Origin of the sequence: Micromonospora sp. WMMD1128 (assembly GCF_027497235.1) — a bacterium.
Taxonomy (GTDB): domain Bacteria; phylum Actinomycetota; class Actinomycetes; order Mycobacteriales; family Micromonosporaceae; genus Micromonospora.
Genome location: NZ_CP114902.1, coordinates 3,497,777 through 3,515,452, shown reverse-complemented (window position 1 = coordinate 3,515,452; position 17,676 = coordinate 3,497,777). Strand labels below are relative to the sequence as shown.

The window sequence follows — 17,676 nt, the reverse complement described above, 5'->3', positions numbered from 1 at the left end:
GCCGGTTCAGCTCGCGGGGCAGCGGGCGCCGGGGGCGGGCAGCGTCAGGTCGATGAGGTACCGGTCCACCACCGCGATCGTGCAGTCGTTTCGTTCGTACGCGCCGTGCCCCCACCCGTCGTACGTGACCAGGCGTCCGTGCCGGCCCAGTTGCCGGGCGACGTCGGTGGCCCAGGCGTAGCCGGTGCGGGGGTCGTGCCGGGCGTTGATCAGCAGCAGCGGCGCACGGGTGCGCACGTGCAGGCGGTGTGGCGGGTTCCGGACCGGGGACGGCCAGCCGAGGCAGGTCTGCACCGCCAGCAGCCCGGCGCCGTACCGGACGTCCGGCGCGGCGGTCGCCGCCACCCGGACCAGGGCGGCGTACTCGTCGTAGTCGCGCACCGGGGCCGGCCAGTCCGCGCAGAAGGCCGCCACCGCGATCGGCAGCTTCACCTCGTCCGGCGGGGCGCCGGCCTCCATCTTCCGGATCTCGGTGGCCAGTTGCGGCCAGCGCGGGCCGGCGAGCAACCCGAGGGCCACGGCGGTCACGTCGAAGGCGGTACGCGGGGCGTACCCGCCGCGGTCGGCGCGGGCCAGCACGCCGGCCCAGACCGATCGCACGTCCCGGCCGTGGAACTCACAGTCGGTCGACCTGTCGCACCAGGACACGAACTCGTCGAACGAGTCCTGGAGCGTCGCCGCCTGGGTCCGCACGAACGGGCGCAGGCCGAGGCCGTGGTCGAACACGCCCTCCAGCACGACGGCCCGCACCCGGCCCGGGTACCGCTCGGCGTACTGCTGGCCCAGCAGCGTGCCGTACGAACTGCCGTGGAACGTGAGCCGCCGTTCCCCGAGCGCCCGCCGCAACGCCTCCAGGTCGTGCACCGTGCTCACCGTGTCCGCGTGCTCGAAGACCGGGCTGGTCGGGCGGCACCGGTCCCACAGCGCCCGGTTCCAGGCCACCGCGGCGTCGAAGTCGGCCTGGTCGGCGAGCGGGATCGGCGGTCGGCGCAGGCTCGGATCCGGCGCGCAGACCGGCGCGGCGGAGCGGGCCACCGTACGCGGGTCGAAGCTGACCAGGTCGAACCGGTCGAGCAGTTCGGGGCTGAACCGGTCGCCCTTGCGAATGCGTTCCACCCCGGAGTCGCCCGGACCGCCCGGCCCGAACACGAGCGTGCCCACCCGCCGCTCCGGCACCCGGGCGGCCCGGCGCGCCACGGCCAGCTCGAACGTCGGGCCGTGCGGCCGGTCCCAGTCCACCGGCAGGCGGAGCCGGGCGCACCGCACGGCCGGGTCGAGCGGGACGTCCGGCAGGTCGTCGGGGCACGCGCCCCAGGCGAGACCCGGTGGCCCGGGATCGGCGCGTGCCGGCGTGGGCGCTCCGGCGAGGAGGGTGAGCACGGCGACGGCCAGGGCCAACGGACGACGGAACACGGTGCCTCCTGCGGTGTGGATGTCCGTCCATCCTCGATCGGCGCCGCGCCCGAGTCCCATGGGCGATCCCCCGGAGGGGACCCTGAGGTTCGCCCCGGACACACCGCTCAGCCGACCCCACCAGACTCACTTGCCACTTCGTCACCGTCAAGTAGGCAAGTGACGAAGTGGCAATGCGAGTCGTGCCTACGGTCAGGATGTGAGACTCGTGGCCTTGGCAGACGTCGCCGAGATGCTCGGTGGTGTCTCACGCACCCGGGCGACGGAGATCGTCAGGCGACCTGGCTTCCCGGACCCGCTGGACGTGGTCGGCAACGGCCGGATGCGCATCTGGGCGCGTGCCGACGTTGAGGCGTGGATCAGGGCCAACCGGCCGCATCAGCACTCGGATTAACGGTAGTCGCTGACGCCTTTGTGGACCGAGCTATGAGATCACCATCCGTCACCCTTACCCGGCATCCCCACCTCCGCCCGTAGAAAGCGGCGGCAGGTCGACCGTCGCGAATCCATAGTGACGTCGGGATGTCATCTAGCGCGACGGCACAAGAGCCGACAATCAGGTCACTTGGCCGGCGACATTAAGGCGACACGACGCTATGGTGACAAACATGGCCGCGCCGAACACCGCCCTACGCGCCGTCCGCACCGGGATGCGCATGAGCCAGGACGACTTCGCTCGCGCCCTCCAGGCCGCCGGCCACCGCGTCGGCGAACCCAACGACGCCAACAAGAGACTCGTCCAACGATGGGAGTCCGGCGCAATCGCCGCGCCCCGCCCCGTCTACGCCCGCGCCCTGGAGGTCGTCACCGGGCTACCCATCTCACTGCTCGGCTTCGACGCGGTGCCCGGCGGGCATGTCACCGACGACGAACACGGCGGCCACGACCTGACCTCGCCCGTGTCCAGCCTGGCCACGCCGACATCGACGCCCAAGCCCACCACGGCCCACCGGTCGTACGAAGGCGTGTGGCTCAGCCGCTACCAGTATTACTCCAGCGGGCGGGCAGACTCCTTCGCCGGACAGCACTTCGTGGTGCTGCTCCAGCACGGCGACCGGCTCACCGCCCGCAGCCTGCCCGGCTCGGCGTCGTCGTCTCTCTCGCTGGACCTGACCGTGGACGGTGCCGTCGTCACCGGCACCTGGGTCGAACAGACCGACCCCACCGGCTACTACCGAGGCGCCCGCTACCACGGCGCAATCCAACTCATCGCCGAGCCCACCGGCCGACGGATGGCCGGGAAATGGATCGGCTTCGGCAAGGACATGGACGTGAACACCGGCCCGTGGGAACTCGTCTTCCGCGACGCCTCGACATCCAAGGCGACACTCGATCGCTACAACACGCCGGTGACGTAGCACGCTGCCGCGAGCCTTGGGTGAGACGGCTGGTCAGCGGGACTGCTGGCAGGGCACGCAGAAGCGGGCGGCGGGACGGATCTCCAGGCGGTCCGTGGGAATGGCCTGACCGCAGCGCTCGCAGACGCCGTACGTGCCCTCGGACATGCGCCGCAACGCCTGCGCGGTGTCCGCGGCGCCGTGCCGGGCCGCCTCGATCAGCCGGCGCAGGGTGTCCGGGTCGTGACCACCGTGGCCCGGCTGCCGTGTGGCCGGCGTCAGCTCGGTGAGCTGGTCGGTGTAGTCGGCGAGCTGCTGTTCCAGCAGTTCGCGCAGCGTCCCGGTGCGGTCGTCGAGGGTGTGCGTCATCGTCGGTGGTCCTTTCCTGGAGAAGCGCCGTGCCGGCCGTGGCGGGGCAGGCATCCGTGCCGGCCCGTGCCGGCCGGGAGCGTCCACGCTGCCCGGGGACGTCTGCGGAGTCCCAGCGTCGCCCGGAAAGTGAGGACCGGCATTGCCCGTGACCGGCCAACAAGCGCCCGCCAGATTGCCGGCGGCGGGCGAGGATGCCGCCCCGCCCGCTGGCTATGGTTGCCACATGCGGCACCAGCAGCACCACCCGCCCGCGTTGCCATAGCGCCGGCCCGCTCCCGGCCGGCCCCGGCAGCCGTCACCGAAGGAGCCCTCCTGTGGTCATCGAACGCACCCATCTGCCGGGCATCGGGGTACGACACGCCTTCACCACCGAACAGGGCCGCCGGATCGCGGTCGTCGAGCACGCGGTGGGTGGCCGCCGGGACGTCGTCCACGACGATCCGGACGACCCCGACGGCATGGTCGGTCTCGCCCTCACCCCGGCCGAGGCGTCCGCGCTGGCCACCCTGCTGGGCTTCCCGGAGCTGGTGGCCGTCCCCGCCTGACGGTCAGGCCGGCAGCGGCCGGCGCGGCCAGTCCAGGGCCCGCGCGCCGAGCACGGCGGCGTGCAGGGTGAACCTGTCCCGCGCATCGGCGGGATCATGGCCGCTCAGCGTCCGGATCCGGTCGAGCCGGTAGGTGACGGTGCGGACGGACACGTGCAGGCGGCGAGCCGCCTCGGTGGCGACCTCGCCGCAGGCGAAGTATTCGGCCAGGGTGTCCACGAGCGGCTCGGCGCCGCCCCGGGCCTGGCCCAACGGGGTCAGCACGGCCCGCACCAGGTCCACCATCGCCGGCTGGTCCCGCAGCAGGACGCGGTAGATGAGCAGGTCGTGGGCGTCGATCACCGGCGCGTCGGCGTGCAGCCGGCGAGCCGTGGCGAGGGCCTCCCGGGCCTCCTCGTAGGAGCGGGCGATGCCGTACAGGCCGGGATGCGGGCGGCCGACCACCACCTGCCACGGCCGGCCCCGCGCCAGACGGTCCAACTCGCCGTGCATCAGCCGGCCGAGGTCGTCCGTCGGCCCGCCGGGGTCGCGACCCCCGCCGGGCCGTGCCGGTTCGGCCGGGGCGACCACCACGAGCAGCCCTTCCTTCGTCGCCACCAGCACGTCCCGGTCGCCGAGCCGGTCGAAGATGACCCGTTCCAGGGCGCTGACCGCCGGTTCGGTGTCGGGCAGGCGGCGGCCCGGCGCGGCGAGCGCGACCTGGTGGACGCGGGCGAGATCCAACCCGAACGGCTCGGCCCGCTCCACCAGCCCGCCGAGGTCGGAGTCGCCGCGCAGCAGGTCGTCGACGAGTTCGCGGCGTAGCGACTCCTCGTGGCGGACCAGTTCCCGGCGGGCCACCGCGTAGCCCTCGGCGAGCGTGGCCACGGCGGCGTCGACCACGTGGAGGACGGCGTCCGCCGCGGCCCGGACCGTCTCACTGTCGGTGGAGCGGTCCAGGTGCGGCAGGTGCCGCCACAGCCGCCGCGCCGCGGACAGGTAGAGGCGTACCGCCCGGCCGGCCGACACGCCCTGTTCGGCCGCGCGCCGGCCGAGGACCCCGACCGCGTCCAGTTCGCCGCGGCGCGGCCGGCGACCGGTCACCGCCGCGTCCCGGAGCAGCCGGAGATAGTCGCCGAGCAACTCCACAGGTACGCCGTCGGCGTCGGCGCTCGCCCCGCGGGCCACCTCCGCCAGCCACTTGTCGTCGCCGCGCGCTCCGGCCGGCTCCGGCCGGCGGACGCTCTCGGTCATCGCGGTCCCCCCGTGCGGGGCCGGCCCGGACACCGACCCGATCCACCCAGGTTAGGTGGCGACCGGCGGCCTAGCGGTTGCGCTCCACGACGTACTCGGTCAGGTCGAGCAGGAAGCGACCGTCCTCGGTGTCGGCCGCGGCGCCCAGTGCCCGCTGCCCCTCGCGCCGGGCGGCCTCGGCGAGTTCCCGGGCGCTGCGCCGCGCGGACTCCACGCAGTCGTACGCGAGGAGCCGCCGGTGCAGCCAACCCACGTCGGTCGCGGAGCGTCGCGCCCGGGTCCGGCCCAGGAAGTCGATGACCCGTTCGCGTTCGTCGGCGGTGCACCGCCGCATGAAGTCGATGAGGATGAGCGTCCGCTTGCCCTCCCACAGGTCGCCGGCGATCTCCTTGCCGTACCGCGCGTAGTCGCCGGTCAGGTTGAGCGCGTCGTCCTGGATCTGGAACGCGGCGCCCAGATACCACCCGTAGCGGTCGAGGACGTCCACCGCGTTCTCCCGGCCGGTGGCCACGAGGATCCCGCTGCGGCACGGATAGATGCAGGTGTACCAGGACGTCTTCTTCAGGCACATCCGGTAGTAGTCGTCGGCGTCCAGGTCGCACACGTTGTCGCGGATCCAACCGATCTCGATCGCCTGCCCCTCCAGCGAGTGGCGCAGCATCAGTTCGGTCTCGGTGAACAGCCGCCAGGCGATCCCGGAGCCGAGCGCCGCCCGGTTCGCGGCGAGTCGCTGCAACGCCAGCAGGTTCGTCATGTTGCCGACGTTCAGCGCCACGCCGACCCCGTACTCGGCGTGCAGGGTCTGCCCGCCGCGCCGCTGCTCGCTCTCGTCCTGGATGTCGTCGTGGATGAGGAAGGCGTTGTGGAACAGCTCCACGGTCACCGCGGCGTTGAGGCCCACCGCCTCCCCGCCGCCGAACGCCCGGCAGGTGGCCAGGCACAACGCGGCGCGCAGCCCCTTGCCCCACCGCCGGGGATATTCCGCGACCAGGTCGTACAGGTAGCGCGGTCCGCCCGCGGGCACGTCGTCGAGCAGCGCGCCGAGGGCGAGGCCGCGATAGCGCTCCAGCATGCGTTCCACGTGCCCGCCGGCCACTCCGGCGGTCGGCGTCATCGCGCCGCTACCGGTCCGTCCGGGCCGGGCCGTGCGGGGTCGGCGACGTCAGCCGGTCCGCGAGCCCGTTGGCCACGTCGGGCGCCAGCCGGGCCAGATTGAGTACGGTGTCCAGCGCGTCGTGCGCGTCCGAGGTGTACCGGCGGATCACCTCACCGCGCTGTTCGTCCGCCATCTTCAACTGCCCGACCACGGTGTCGATCAGGGCGTGCCCGTCGGTGCGCACACGTGCGACCAGTTCGTCGAACGCCTCCGGGTCCACCCGGCGGCTCTCGGTCAACTTCTCCTGGAGCCGGCGCGCGCCGGCCAGCCCCGCCGAGAGTTCCTCCTCCAGCACGGTGGCCGCGTGGGTCACCGTCTCGGAGGTCTCCTCGGCCACCTTCTCGAAGCGCTCGTCGGTGCGCTCACGCTGGGCATCTGTCATGGGCGAAGTGTCACGGACCCACCCCCGGCGAGCCAGAGAAGTGTCGAGATGGTGACTCTGCGTGCCTAGACCTCGAACCGCAGCATCAGCATCTCGTCCATCGCCCGGCCGTAGGGCGTGGGGTCGATGTCGCCCTCGTGCACCAGGGCGAGGTGGTCAGCCGGGAGGTCCGGTGAGACGCAGCAGTCGAGCTGGCCCCCGTTGGAGGAGATCAACAGCAGCCGGGTGGAGGCGATCGGCCGCGACTCGTCCCAGTCGGGGAAGCTGTCGGGCCGGCCGGCCCGCTCGGCGATCGTCCGCATGTGCCGGGGGTGCATCGGCCCGAACGTGTCCAGCTCCACGGAGGTGAAGCCGGCATGGACCTGACGGTGGAACGTCCGCAGCGGCTCGGGGAAGTGCTCCCAGAACGGCGGTTCGACGAACCCGGCCGGATCGGCGCCGAGCCAGGTCAGCAGCTCACCGGCGTCGTCCCGGGCCAGGTAGACCAAGGCGGACTCGCCGTCGACCCGACACGCGCGTACGTCGAAGAAACTGGTGCGCAGCTCGGCCGAGAACTCCGGCAGCACGTCCAGCAGCGGCTCGTTCCAGAGCGCCGTCGCCAGCGCGAGGCGGGTCGCCGGGTCACCGGTCGAGGCGACCGGCCGCCACCGCTCCGGCAGGCCGGGCAGGTCCGCCGGCTCGGTCGGCAGTTCGATGTCGAGGCCGGGCAGGGTGGCCGCGATCGCGGCATGGTCGGGCTCGGGCACGGTCCCTCACTTCTGGCTCTTCAGCAGCGTGTCGATCGCCTTGCGCAGCTCGCGGCGGACCTGGATCTCCAACTGGATCTGGTTCTGCTGCCAGACTGGGTCGACGCCGGACATGCCGGCCACACTACGGGAGGACTTCGCATCGTTCGCCGGGGACGACATCCACTGGAGGTTCATCCGCGCGTTCGCCACCTGGTACATGTTCTCCGGCCGGAGCTTCAGGAAGCTCGGCATCTGGACGATCTCGGCCAGCGGGACGATGTGATCCGGCGAGACGTCCGAGTAGGTGTTCGCCCGCTGGCCGATGGTCTTGCCGGGGTATGCCGGGTCGGGTGAGCCCGCCGCCGGGCGCGGCTGCCCGCGCAGCGGCACGTTCCGGGTGCGGAACGACCCCGGCGGCGAGACTCCCCGCAGCGTGTCGTAGAGCGGCCGCAGGCCGTCCGGGACGCGCCAGTACTCCTGCGGGGACGGTCGCGGCCCGCGCTGCCAGTTCGCCGGTACCTGGTCCAGCGCGGCCTGGATCTTCCGGACGGTACGGGCCTGCGGTGGGGTCAGCGGCGGGGAGCCGGCGGCGGTGTCCTCCAGCGCCTTCATCGCCGCGACGCAGTTCTCCAGCCGGGCGAGGATCCTGGTCTTCTCCAGGTTCAGGCGGTGGGCCTCGGCGTTGTAGGCGGCAAAGGCGGCCTGCTGCTTCGGCAGCTCGAACTGGTGCGGTTGCGCGTTGTGCGCGTCGATCCGGGCCTTGAGCAGGGTCGTCGCGTTCAATGGCTCGGTGCACAGGTCGGCCGGGCTGGCCTGGGCCGGACGAATCGGCGCCAGCAGGAACGCCACCGCGAGGACAAGGACGAGCAGGTACGCGCATCGGCGCGTCGCGACCGGCAGACGCATGGGGTCGACTCCCTGTTTTCGCTGCTGGGACGCGCCCGACTGTATCGAGGCAGTGCAATACTCAGATGGGTCGTCCGGTCGGACGGGCGACCGGACCGACGTCACGGGGGAGTCGCGATGTCACAGGATCCGGACCGCCCGGTGCCGCCGGGCGAACCGACACCCGAGCCGGCGGGCCCGCCCGAGCAGCCGCCGCCGGCCACTCCGCCGCCGGCCACTCCGCCGCCGGCTGGGCCGGTGCCGCAGCCGGGCGCCGGCTCCGACCGGTGGAAGCGGCTGCCGGTCGTCCCGCTGGTGATCGCCGGAGTCGTCCTGCTCGCCGCCTGCGGCGTCGGCGCCTTCCTGCTGCTGCGCGGCGGCGGCTCGCCGAAGTCGGCCGGGGCCACCGACGAGACGCGCATCCGCGGCGTGGTCGGTGACTTCGCCGCGGCCGTCGACCGGCACGACCAGACGGCGATCCTCGGTCTGCTCTGCGCCGAGGAGGCCGAGGAGTTCCGGGCCGACGACGACTTCGAGCCGTCCCGGGAGCCGCTCGCCGAGTCGCCCTCGCTCCGGCCGGTCGACGCCGCCGACATCCGGGTCACCGGCGACACCGCCAGCGCCGAGATCTCCCGACCGGGGCAACGGGACGTGACCCTGCACTTCCGCCGGGAGGACGGCGCCTGGAAGGTGTGTGCTCCGGCGGGGGACGCGGTCACGCCGAGCCCCAGCACCGCCACGTCCTGACGGACGGGCCACCTCAGCGCGCCGGGCAGGCCGGCTCGTGCGCCACGCCCGGCAGGTAGGTGGACCACTCCTGGTCGGTCAAGTCCCGGCGCAGCTCCCGGCAGAGCTTGTCCCGGGCGCGGGACGCGTCGGGTGGTTCGAAGATACCGAGCCACACGGTGTCTCCGCCGGCGACCGCGAGGGTGCCGCCGTCCGGACTGAACGCCACCAGGTCGGCGTCGTCGCTCGGGGTGTAACCGGCGAGGGTGGCGTACCGGAGACCGGTCGCCGCGTCCCAGAGCTGGGCGGCGTTCCAGCCAGTGCTGATCGCCAGCGTGCGGCCGTCTGGGGCGTACCGCACAACGACCTCCGAAGCGCCCTCGGGCAGGCTCAGTGTCGCGGTCAGGCCGCCGGTCGCCACCGACCAGACCCGCACGGTGGCGTCGCCGCTCCCGCTGACCAGGGCACGGCCGTCCGGGCTGAAGGCCACCGAGTCCACCCCGTCGGTGTGCGCCGTGAGGACCGCCAGTGATCGCGCCGAGGTGGTGTTCCAGAGGCGAACGGTGTTGTCGTCACCCGCCGTGGCGAGGAGACGGCCGTCCGGGGAGAGAGCGATCGCAAGGACCAGACCCCGGTGACCGGTGAACGTGGCGCGAACCTGTCCGGTGCCCAGATCCCAGAGACGCACGTCACCGTCGTCGGCGTCGTGGGCCAGAGCGCTGCCGTCCGCGCTGAAGACGAGGGCGTGAACGGATTCCTGATCGCCGGCCAGGGGCAGCGTTCGACGCAGCCGGCCGGTCGTCAGATCCCATAGGCGGATGGCGTCTGTGCCGACGGCCAGCGTTCGTCCGTCGGGACTGAACGCCATCGCGACCACGAACGTCGTCTCCATCGGGCCGGGCGGGCGAAGAGTCGCGTCGATCCGGCCGGTGGAGAGGTTCCAGAGGCTGACGCTGTTGTCACCGTCGCCCACCGCGAGGATCGCTGCGTCCGGGCTGAAGGCCACGTTCTCCACGGTGACGCCGGGCCGGGCGAGGAGGCCTCTAGTCGTCGTGACGGTGGCATCCCAGAGCCGCACGGTCCGGTCGGCACCGCCACTGGCCAGGGTGCGTCCGTCCGCGCTGAAAGCCAGGTCGAACACCGTCCTCGCATGGCCGGTGAGGACCGCGCGGATTCCGCCGGTGGCGGCGTCCCACAGGCGTACGTCCGCTCCGTCGGCCGTGGCGATCCGAGTGCCGTCGGGGCTGAACACCGGAAGGCTGCCGGTGCTCCCGCGCAGGACAGCGCGGATTCGCCGCCGGGCGACGTCCCACAGCTGTACTGGCTCGCCGCTCCTCGCACGTGCGAGGGTGCGTCCGTCCGGACTGAAGGCGACCGAGAAGACCGGATCGTCCTTCCGGCTGCCAGGAAGGACGCCGCGGTTCCGGCCGCTGGGTAGATCCCAGAGCCGGACGGTCCCGTCTTCGCTGCCACTGGCCAGCGTTCGGCCGTCGGGTGAGACGGCGAGCGAGTAGACGGTGCCGGAATGGCCGCTGAGGGTGGCCCGAGGTTGCCCGTCGGCCAGGTTCCACAGCGTGAGGTCGTGGTCGGGGCCGGGGGTGACCAGGGTCGTGCCGTCCGGGGTGAGGGCGAGCACGGTGACCCGCCCGACCCGTCCTGCGTCCTTCAGGTCGAACCGGCGACGCCCGTCCGCCACCGTCCAGAGGGAGACGACGCCGTCAGCGCCGGTGACAAGGGTGCCCCCGTCGGGGGTGAATGCGAACGACAGCACCGTGGTGGCCTGATCGCCGAATTCCCTGACGAGCTGCCGCGTCGTCAGATCCCACAGCTGCACCCGCCGGTCGCTGAGGGTGGCCAGTCGTGCGTCGTCGCGCGGAAACGCGACCTGGTAGACGTCGTCTCGGAACCCGGTGAGCCGGTCCAGGGATGGCAGGTCGGCAGCGGCATAGAGGCCGGTGATGGCCTCTGCCGTGGGACTGACCCGGTCGGCGTGCAGGGCCAACAGCGCGGCGAGTTGAGGATCGGTGGTCTGCAACGACCGGGACTGCGTCGCCAACTGCCGGGACAGCGACTGCGCGCCCGTGCGGACCGCGTCCTGCCGCTGCCATAACGCGAGCCCGGCGGCGACCACGGCGAGGACCAGCAGGCACGCCAGCACGGCGTTGAGCCGGCGCGACCGCCGGGTCGCGGCCTGCTGCCGGTCGGCGCTGGCCGCCAGGTAGGCGGCGGTCTCGCGGGGCAGGGCGTGCGTCGGCGACCAGGTCAGCCCGTCGGTCAGGTCGGTGCCGTGCAGGAGGTCGTCCGGGTCGGCGGTGTCCTGCCACCGCAGCCGGCGTTCGTCCGCCCGGCGCAGCCAGTCGTGGAACCGGCGGTCCTGGGCCACCCACTCGCGCAGCGCTCCCCAGTCGCGGATCAACGCGTCGTGGACCAGCTCGGCCACCGGCTCGGGCGGTCGGTCCGAGCCGGGCGGCGTGACCCGGCGGGTGGTGACCACACGGTGCCGGGTCAGGGCGGCCAGCACCTCGTCGACCGGCCCGGGGTCGGTGTCGGCGCCGGCCAGCTCCCGGAGCGTGGCCAGCGGCACCTGCCGCCGGGCGGCCGGCACCCGGTGGGTCTCGTCGGCGGGGTGGACCAGCCCGGTGAGCACACGCCGGGCGATCGGTCGCCGCTCGGCGGGCAGCTCGTCGACCGCGCGGTCGCACCACCGGGCCAGGCTGCCGGTGATCTCGCCGACCCGCCGGTACGCCTCGTGCGTGAGGCGACCGTCGTGGCGCCGCTGCCAGAGCTGTTCGAGGGTGAGTTCGAGCAGCGGGAGCAGCGTGACCGGGGCGCGGCGGTCGGGCGGGTCGGCCGGGTCGGCGGCGAGCAGGTCGGAGACGATCCGGTCGGTCAGCCCGTCCTCGACGTGCGCGCCGGCCGCCTCGGCGGGCCGGGTGACGATCGCCGCCAGCTCCCGCGCGGTGAGCGCGGCGGGCACGTTGACCAGCCCCGGCAGCGCCGCGTCGAGGAGATCCGGCGCGACGGTCGCCAGCCGGGGGTAGAAGTCGTCCCGCATCACCAGCAGCACGGTCAGCGCCGGATGCGCGCCGACGGCGTCGCGCAGCCGGCGCAGGTCGGCGGCCCGGGCCGGACCCACCTCGGTCAGCGCCTCCTCGACCTGGTCGACCACCAGCAGCAAGCGGGTGCCGGGCGGCTCCCCGGTGAGCCGCGCGTCGACCGCCGCGCGTACCCCGGATTCCGCGACGCCGGGCAGGCCGGCGTCGGCCAGCTCGGTGCGCAGGTCGTCGCCGGGGCGGGCCAGGACGGTGAGCCACCGGTCCGCGCCGGGCAGCCGCCCGGCGACCAACGCCGGCAGGACGCCGGCCTGGACCAGCGAGGACTTTCCGGACCCGGAGGGGCCGAGCAGCAGCAGCGCCGGATGCCCGCCGCCCAGCGCGGCCAGCACCCGGTCCACCGCGTCGTCGCGGCCGTGGAACCAACGGGCGTCCGCGGTGGTGAACGCTTCCAGACCGCGGTACGGGGAGATGTCCCGCACCGCCAGCGCCGGGTACGCCTCGCGCAACGTCTCGGTCGGCGTGGCGTACGCGATGCCCTGACCGCGCTGGTGGGCGTCGGGGTGGGTGATCGCGGTGACCATGCCGACCACGAGCCCGGTCACGTCGTCGAGCACCGGCGCGCCGCTGAAGCCGGTGGTGAGGTCGTTGGCGTCGGTGAGTTGCAGCAGCGGGCCGGCGGCGGCCTCGGGGAGCAGGTCGCCCGCGACCGCGTACCCGTGGTGGCCGCCGGTGGGCGCCTGGCGGGGAAAGCCGTACGACCGCACCGCGTGCCCGCGGCAGCCGGCGGCGGCGCCCAGCGGGAGTGGGCGCACCCCCTCGGGTGGGGTGTCGAGCCGGAGGACGGCGACGTCCCGGTCGTCGGCGTCCCGCCACGCCTCGGGCACGACGCGGCCGGCGAGGCGGGGGCCGCCCGGGGCGTGCGGGAACCACACGGTCACCTCCGCCCCGGGCGCGCCGCTGACGGCGCGAGCCACGTGGGCGCAGGTGACGACCGTCCGGTCGGCGGCCAGGAAACCGGTGCCGGCGACCTGTCCGTCGGCGGTCACGAACCGGGCGACGGCGGCCGTTATCGGCTGGGTCATCGCTCCGGGTCGCTCACCGACCCGGCCCGGCGCCAGCGGACGGTGACCTTGAGGTGGCAGGCGAGCTGGCTCTTGGTGATCACCGCACCGGCCTCGTTGGACAGGTTGACGCCGAACTCCGCCTCGATCTCGTCGGGGCCGGCCCGGCGCAGTTGCTCCAGCACCACCTGCGCCGCGTCGGCGACCGGCCGCAGCGTGGTCCGCAGCGTCGCCGGAAGCTCCCGGAGGTGGTCGCCGATCCGGCCCGCGTCGACCGGCCCGTCCGGCGTGTCCGTCCCCTCGACGAGCAGCGTGCCGCCGTCGTCCAGCGGGATCCGCACCAGCTCCGTCACGCTCGAACCTCCCCCGTCGCGTCGCTCCCTCGGGACAACGGGTATCACTGTACGGATCCGCGGCGGCGCGGTGGGTGCGCGATCGGGTGTCGGGCGGTAACCGGTGGTCGGATCGTGTCGGGTCGGCGACCATGGTCGGCATGGTGAGGGATCGGGCATGAGGCTGCCGCTCCAGGGCGGGCTGCCGCCGGCGGCGACGCCGTCCGGGGCCGTCGTGGAGATCGCCTGCGACGAGTCCGGGTTCTCCGGCACCAACCTGCTCGATCCCGCCACCCCGGTGATCACGCACGCGAGCGTGGACCTCAGCGCCGACGAGGCCGCCGGGCTCGTCGAGACGCTGCGCTCCGGCTTCCGGTTCGCGCCGCACGAGTTCAAGTCCCGGCAGCTCCTGCGCCGACCCGAGGCGGCCGAGGCGTTGCAGTGGTTCCTGGCGGCGTTGCGCGGGCGCGCCCACGTGCACCTGGTCGACAAACAGTTCTTCCTGGTCACCCGCGTCGTGGACCTGCTGCTGGCCGAGCCGTCCTACCTGGCCGGCACCCGGCTGGCCGCGGAGCACCGTACGGATGCCGTCGCGCTGCACCGGGTCGGGCGCGCGGCCGGCCCGGACTGGGACGCCTTCCTCGCGGCCCTCGTCGAGGTGCTGCGGACCAAGCGGCGGGACCGGGCCGGCGACGGGAGCGTCGACCGGTTCTTCACGGCCCGGGACGCGCTGCTGCGGCACGCGCCGGACGACGCCGTCCTGTGCGCGCTCGACCGGGGTCGGGTGGCCGCCGTCCAGGCCCGGCTGTACGCCGAGGACCGGTCGATCCCGCCGCCGCTGGAGCCGATGCTCCCGGCGCTGGCCGAGACGGTCCTGTTCTGGAGCGCCGGGCGGCGGCGGGTGCTGGTGGTCCACGACGAGCAGAGCGCGCTCACGGCCGACCGGCTGCGCCGCCTCCAGCGGGCCCTGGCCGGGCGCGCCGGGCTGCCAACGGGGGAGTCGCCGTTGGCCGGGCTGGTGATGACGGACTCCCGGGACGACCCGCGGGTGCAGGTCGCCGACCTGCTCGCCGGGATAGCCCGACGGATGCCGGACGCCATCGACGACGGCCCGCTGCAACCGCTGCTGTCTCCGGTTTCCCCGCACACCGGCTGAACTTGCCTTGATCGACTCCATCTCGCCGAAGTGGCGGGGTTCGACGTGCCGGGATACCGCTACCTCGGAGAAGTGGAGTCGATCAAGCGGAACACCGTTCCGGCCGACGCGGGGCACGGGGCCGGGGGAGCGTGGAGGGCCGCTGGGTACGCGTACTCAGCGCGAATGCCGTCTCGTGGCTCAGGTGTCGACGGGGCGGTGTCGGCAGGATCCTTGGCATGGCCGAGACACTGCACCGACCCGCCGTCCTGCGTACCGTCGAGATGTCGTTGCCGGGGGAGGTGGCCGCCGGCCGCGCGGTGGCCGCGCTGGTCCGGCTGGTCGGCCGGCACCCGGCCGGGTGGCGGTGGCTGGCCCGGCGGCACCACCCGGTGCTGGACCGGCTGGCCGCGGCGAACGCGCGGGCGGCCTGTGTGCGGGCGGCCCGGCGGGTGCCGGCCTACCGCGAGTTCCTGCGGGCCCGCCCGGCGGGCGTCCGCCGCCGGCTGCGGGACTTCCCGGAGACCGACAAGCTCGGGTACGTGGTGGGCCACGACGCCGCCGCGCGGTGCTGGGACGGGCGGCTGCCGGAGCGGGGTGTGGTGGTGGACGAGTCGGCCGGCTCGTCGGGGCGGCCGTTCAACTGGCCGCGCGGCGAGCGGGAGCTGCGCGCGGTGCACCGGGACATCGCCGGCTACACCGGGCTGGTCTTCCCGATGCGTCGGCCGTTCGTCATCAACGCGTACTCGATGGGCGCCTGGGCGACCGGCACCACGACCGGCGCGGCGATGGCCCGGGTCGCGGTGGTGAAGAACACCGGCCCGGACCTCGGCAAGATCGTCGACACGCTGCGCGAGTTCGGCCCGGAGCACGACTACCTGGTGACCGCGTACCCGCCGTTCCTCAAGCACCTGCGGGACCGGCTGGACGCCGAGGACTTCCCCTGGTCGCGCTACCGGATCTTCGGCAGTTGCGGCGGGGAGGGGATGACCGAGGCGCTGCGCGACTACCTGGAGCAGCGGTTCGTCCGGGTGCGTTCGGCGTACGGCGCGTCGGACCTGACCATCGGCATCGGCGCGGAGACCCGGTTCACGGTGTGGCTGCGGCGGCGGCTGCGCACCGACCCGGCGTTGCGGGCGGAGCTGCTCGGCGCGGACGAGCAGCGGCTGCCGATGGTGTTCCAGTACAACCCGTTCGCGTCCTACCTGGAGACGAACGAGCGGCGTGAGCTGGTCTGCACGGCGGGCGGCCGGGACGTGCTCCAGCCCCGGCTGCGGTACAACGTCGGCGACGAGGCGCTGCTGGTGCCGTACCGGCGGATCGCCGAACTGGCCGCGGCCGACCCCGTGCGCGCGGCCGAGTTCCGGGCCGCGACGGCCGACGAGCGGATGACGCTGCCGGTGCTGCTGCTGTTCGGCCGGCGCGACTCCACGGTGTCCTACCTGGGCGCGAACCTCTACCCGCAGGACGTCGAGTACGGCCTCTACACCGGCAACCCGCACGCCGCGGCGATCAGCCGGTTCTGCCTGGCGCTGGTGGAGGACGCGGCGCTGGAGACCCGGCCGGTGATCCACGTGGAGCTGCGCGGTGCGCTGGCCGCCGCGGACCGCGCCGCGCTCGCGGCGGCCTGCCGCGACGGGGTACGCCGGCACCTCGCCTCGGTGTCGCGCGACTTCGCCCAGTCCCTGACCGAGGATCCGACCGCCGGTGACCTGCGGGTGGAGTTGCACGACCCGGGCACCGGCCCGTTCGCCGGCCCGCAGAAGATCAAGAACGCCTACCTGGTGAGGTGACCATGCGTACCCGAGACTTCTCCCGCGCCCCGGCGCAGGCCCGCGCTGGCGCGATGTTCATCGGCGGCACCCGGTACGCCAGCCCGCTGGTGCTGCTGCGGCTGGCCCCGGACTGGTTCCGGATGGTCCGGGACATGCGCCGGATGTCCGGCTACCGCTGGCACACCGTCTACTGGCAGTTCCCGCTGACGTTGGGCACGATCGCGTTCTTCGCCGACCGGGACGCGATGCTGCGCTTCGCGCGGACCCGGCACCACCGCAAGCTGATGGCGTGGCTGACCGACGGCAACCGCAACGCCACCGCCGGGTTCATCCGGCTCTACACCGCCGACCCGGACGGCTACTCCAACGGTGCGTGGCGGGCCGAGGACGGCGCGATGGGCCACATCGAGGAGTTCACCCCGCTGGGCGCGGAGACGACCGGGCCGGCGGTACGCCGGTGAGCGGCCACCGGTTCGAGCGGGTCACCGACCGGCGCGGCCTGCGGGAGTTCCTCGCGCTCACCGACCGGCTGTACGCGGGGGAGCGCCGGTACGTGCCGACGCCCCGGCAGCAGATCCGCCGCTGGTGGCGCGACGGCGTGCCGCTGTTCGTGCTGCGCGACGCCGCCGGCGCGGTGGTCGGGCGGACCACGCTGCACACCGACGCGGACCTCGACGCCAAGCTGGGCCGCCGCTGCCAGCTCTTCGGGCTCACCGAGTTCACCGCGCCGGCCGCCGGGCCGCTGTTCGACGCGATCGACGCGCACGCCGCCGCCGACCGCGACCTGCTGTTCGGGCCGGTGGCGCTGCTGCCCAACCAGGCCGGCGGCGTGATCACCTCCGGGTTCGACGATCGGGGCTTCGTGGACAGCGCCTGGAATCCGCCGCGCTACCCGGCCGCCTACGAGGCGCACGGCTTCACCCGCCGGTTCGTCTCCGACACCTGGATCTGCCCGGTCCCCGCGCCCGACGAGCCGGCGCCCGCGCTCGGCGCCCAGCCGGACGGCACGCGGCTGGAGCTGCACCGGGGGAACGTGCGACGGCTCGACGAGCAGCTCGACCTGCTGCGCGGGATGCTCAACGACTCCTTCGCCCAGCTCGGCTACTACACGCCGATCTCGGCGGCCCAGTTGCGCCGGCAGACCGACGGGCTGGCGTACCTGCTGGACGAGTCCCTGCTGCTCTACCTGACCCGGGACGGGCGGCCGGTGGCGTTCGTGCTCTGCGTGCCGGACCTCAGCGATTTTCTGGTCCGGGTGCGCGGCGACCTGAGCCCGGTCAACCAGCTTCGGCTGCTTGCCACCCGCCGGCGCTACCGCCGGGAGGCGGTGCTGATCGTCAAGGGCGTGGTGCCGGAGTGCCAGGGGCGCGGCTACCAGCGACTGCTCTCCACACACCTGCACCGCAACCTGCACGACGGCGGCTACACGACGCTGCGCAGCACGTACGTCGAGCGGGACAACCCGGCCTCGGCGGCCCAGTACCGGCGGCTCGGCGGCCGGCCGCTGCATGGCTACACCTTCTACGCCCGGGAGCGCTGA

16 protein-coding genes are annotated in these 17,676 nt (G+C 73.7%); 7 read left to right on the top strand and 9 right to left on the bottom strand.

Features of this window, described 5'->3' with window-relative positions:
- Nucleotides 1-6: 6 nt before the first annotated feature.
- Nucleotides 7-1,413, bottom strand: a complete 1,407-nt coding sequence (locus O7602_RS16050) for an alpha/beta hydrolase (RefSeq protein WP_281583448.1) — start codon at nucleotides 1,411-1,413, stop codon at nucleotides 7-9.
- 599 nt (nucleotides 1,414-2,012) lie between these two features.
- On the opposite strand from O7602_RS16050, the gene O7602_RS16045 reads away from it, so the two are divergent.
- Nucleotides 2,013-2,771 carry an XRE family transcriptional regulator gene (locus tag O7602_RS16045; protein ID WP_281590336.1) on the top strand — a complete coding sequence of 253 codons (759 nt, stop codon included), beginning with the start codon at nucleotides 2,013-2,015 and terminating at the stop codon, nucleotides 2,769-2,771.
- Between the two features lie 33 nt (nucleotides 2,772-2,804).
- Here O7602_RS16045 and O7602_RS16040 read toward each other — a convergent pair whose 3' ends face one another.
- On the bottom strand, nucleotides 2,805-3,119 hold the full coding sequence (locus O7602_RS16040) for a TraR/DksA C4-type zinc finger protein (RefSeq protein ID WP_281583447.1): 315 nt from the start codon (nucleotides 3,117-3,119) through the stop codon (nucleotides 2,805-2,807).
- A gap of 317 nt (nucleotides 3,120-3,436) precedes the next feature.
- Between O7602_RS16040 and O7602_RS16035 the strand changes: the two genes are divergently transcribed.
- Nucleotides 3,437-3,667 (top strand): potassium transporter TrkA, encoded by a 231-nt coding sequence (locus O7602_RS16035; protein ID WP_281583446.1) that lies wholly within the window; start codon nucleotides 3,437-3,439, stop codon nucleotides 3,665-3,667.
- Between the two features lie 3 nt (nucleotides 3,668-3,670).
- On the opposite strand, the gene O7602_RS16030 is transcribed toward O7602_RS16035, so the two are convergent.
- The 5 genes from O7602_RS16030 to O7602_RS16010 all read right to left on the bottom strand — a co-directional run bounded on the left by O7602_RS16030 (nucleotide 3,671) and on the right by O7602_RS16010 (nucleotide 8,072).
- Complete coding sequence (locus tag O7602_RS16030; protein ID WP_281583445.1) at nucleotides 3,671-4,900, bottom strand: helix-turn-helix domain-containing protein; 1,230 nt, start codon at nucleotides 4,898-4,900, stop codon at nucleotides 3,671-3,673.
- Between the two features lie 70 nt (nucleotides 4,901-4,970).
- Complete coding sequence (locus O7602_RS16025) at nucleotides 4,971-6,014, bottom strand: polyprenyl synthetase family protein (protein WP_281583444.1); 1,044 nt, start codon at nucleotides 6,012-6,014, stop codon at nucleotides 4,971-4,973.
- A 7-nt stretch (nucleotides 6,015-6,021) separates the two neighbouring features.
- Complete coding sequence (locus O7602_RS16020; RefSeq protein ID WP_281583443.1) at nucleotides 6,022-6,438, bottom strand: hypothetical protein; 417 nt, start codon at nucleotides 6,436-6,438, stop codon at nucleotides 6,022-6,024.
- Nucleotides 6,439-6,503: 65 nt separating this feature from the next.
- On the bottom strand, nucleotides 6,504-7,184 hold the full coding sequence (locus tag O7602_RS16015; RefSeq protein WP_281583442.1) for a hypothetical protein: 681 nt from the start codon (nucleotides 7,182-7,184) through the stop codon (nucleotides 6,504-6,506).
- 6 nt (nucleotides 7,185-7,190) lie between these two features.
- Nucleotides 7,191-8,072, bottom strand: a complete 882-nt coding sequence (locus tag O7602_RS16010; protein ID WP_281583441.1) for a hypothetical protein — start codon at nucleotides 8,070-8,072, stop codon at nucleotides 7,191-7,193.
- 117 nt (nucleotides 8,073-8,189) lie between these two features.
- Between O7602_RS16010 and O7602_RS16005 the strand changes: the two genes are divergently transcribed.
- A complete protein-coding gene (locus tag O7602_RS16005; protein WP_281583440.1) occupies nucleotides 8,190-8,798 on the top strand; it encodes a hypothetical protein in 609 nt (202 codons plus the stop codon).
- Between the two features lie 13 nt (nucleotides 8,799-8,811).
- On the opposite strand, the gene O7602_RS16000 is transcribed toward O7602_RS16005, so the two are convergent.
- A complete protein-coding gene (locus tag O7602_RS16000; protein ID WP_281583439.1) occupies nucleotides 8,812-12,915 on the bottom strand; it encodes a trypsin-like peptidase domain-containing protein in 4,104 nt (1,367 codons plus the stop codon).
- Complete coding sequence (locus tag O7602_RS15995) at nucleotides 12,912-13,247, bottom strand: CU044_2847 family protein (protein WP_281583438.1); 336 nt, start codon at nucleotides 13,245-13,247, stop codon at nucleotides 12,912-12,914. The genes O7602_RS16000 and O7602_RS15995 overlap by 4 nt, the downstream gene beginning before the upstream one ends.
- 157 nt (nucleotides 13,248-13,404) lie before the next feature.
- On the opposite strand from O7602_RS15995, the gene O7602_RS15990 reads away from it, so the two are divergent.
- The 4 genes from O7602_RS15990 (at nucleotide 13,405) to O7602_RS15975 (ending at nucleotide 17,676) form a co-directional block, all read left to right on the top strand.
- The gene (locus tag O7602_RS15990; RefSeq protein WP_281583437.1) at nucleotides 13,405-14,382 is read left to right on the top strand and encodes a hypothetical protein; all 978 of its coding nucleotides are present in this window, start codon (nucleotides 13,405-13,407) and stop codon (nucleotides 14,380-14,382) included.
- A gap of 218 nt (nucleotides 14,383-14,600) precedes the next feature.
- Nucleotides 14,601-16,154, top strand: coding sequence for a phenylacetate--CoA ligase family protein (locus O7602_RS15985; RefSeq protein WP_281583436.1), 1,554 nt, complete (start codon nucleotides 14,601-14,603; stop codon nucleotides 16,152-16,154).
- A gap of 2 nt (nucleotides 16,155-16,156) precedes the next feature.
- On the top strand, nucleotides 16,157-16,597 hold the full coding sequence (locus tag O7602_RS15980; protein ID WP_281583435.1) for a DUF4188 domain-containing protein: 441 nt from the start codon (nucleotides 16,157-16,159) through the stop codon (nucleotides 16,595-16,597).
- Entirely contained in the window at nucleotides 16,594-17,676 is a 1,083-nt protein-coding gene (locus tag O7602_RS15975; RefSeq protein WP_281583434.1) for a hypothetical protein, read from the top strand. The genes O7602_RS15980 and O7602_RS15975 overlap by 4 nt, the downstream gene beginning before the upstream one ends.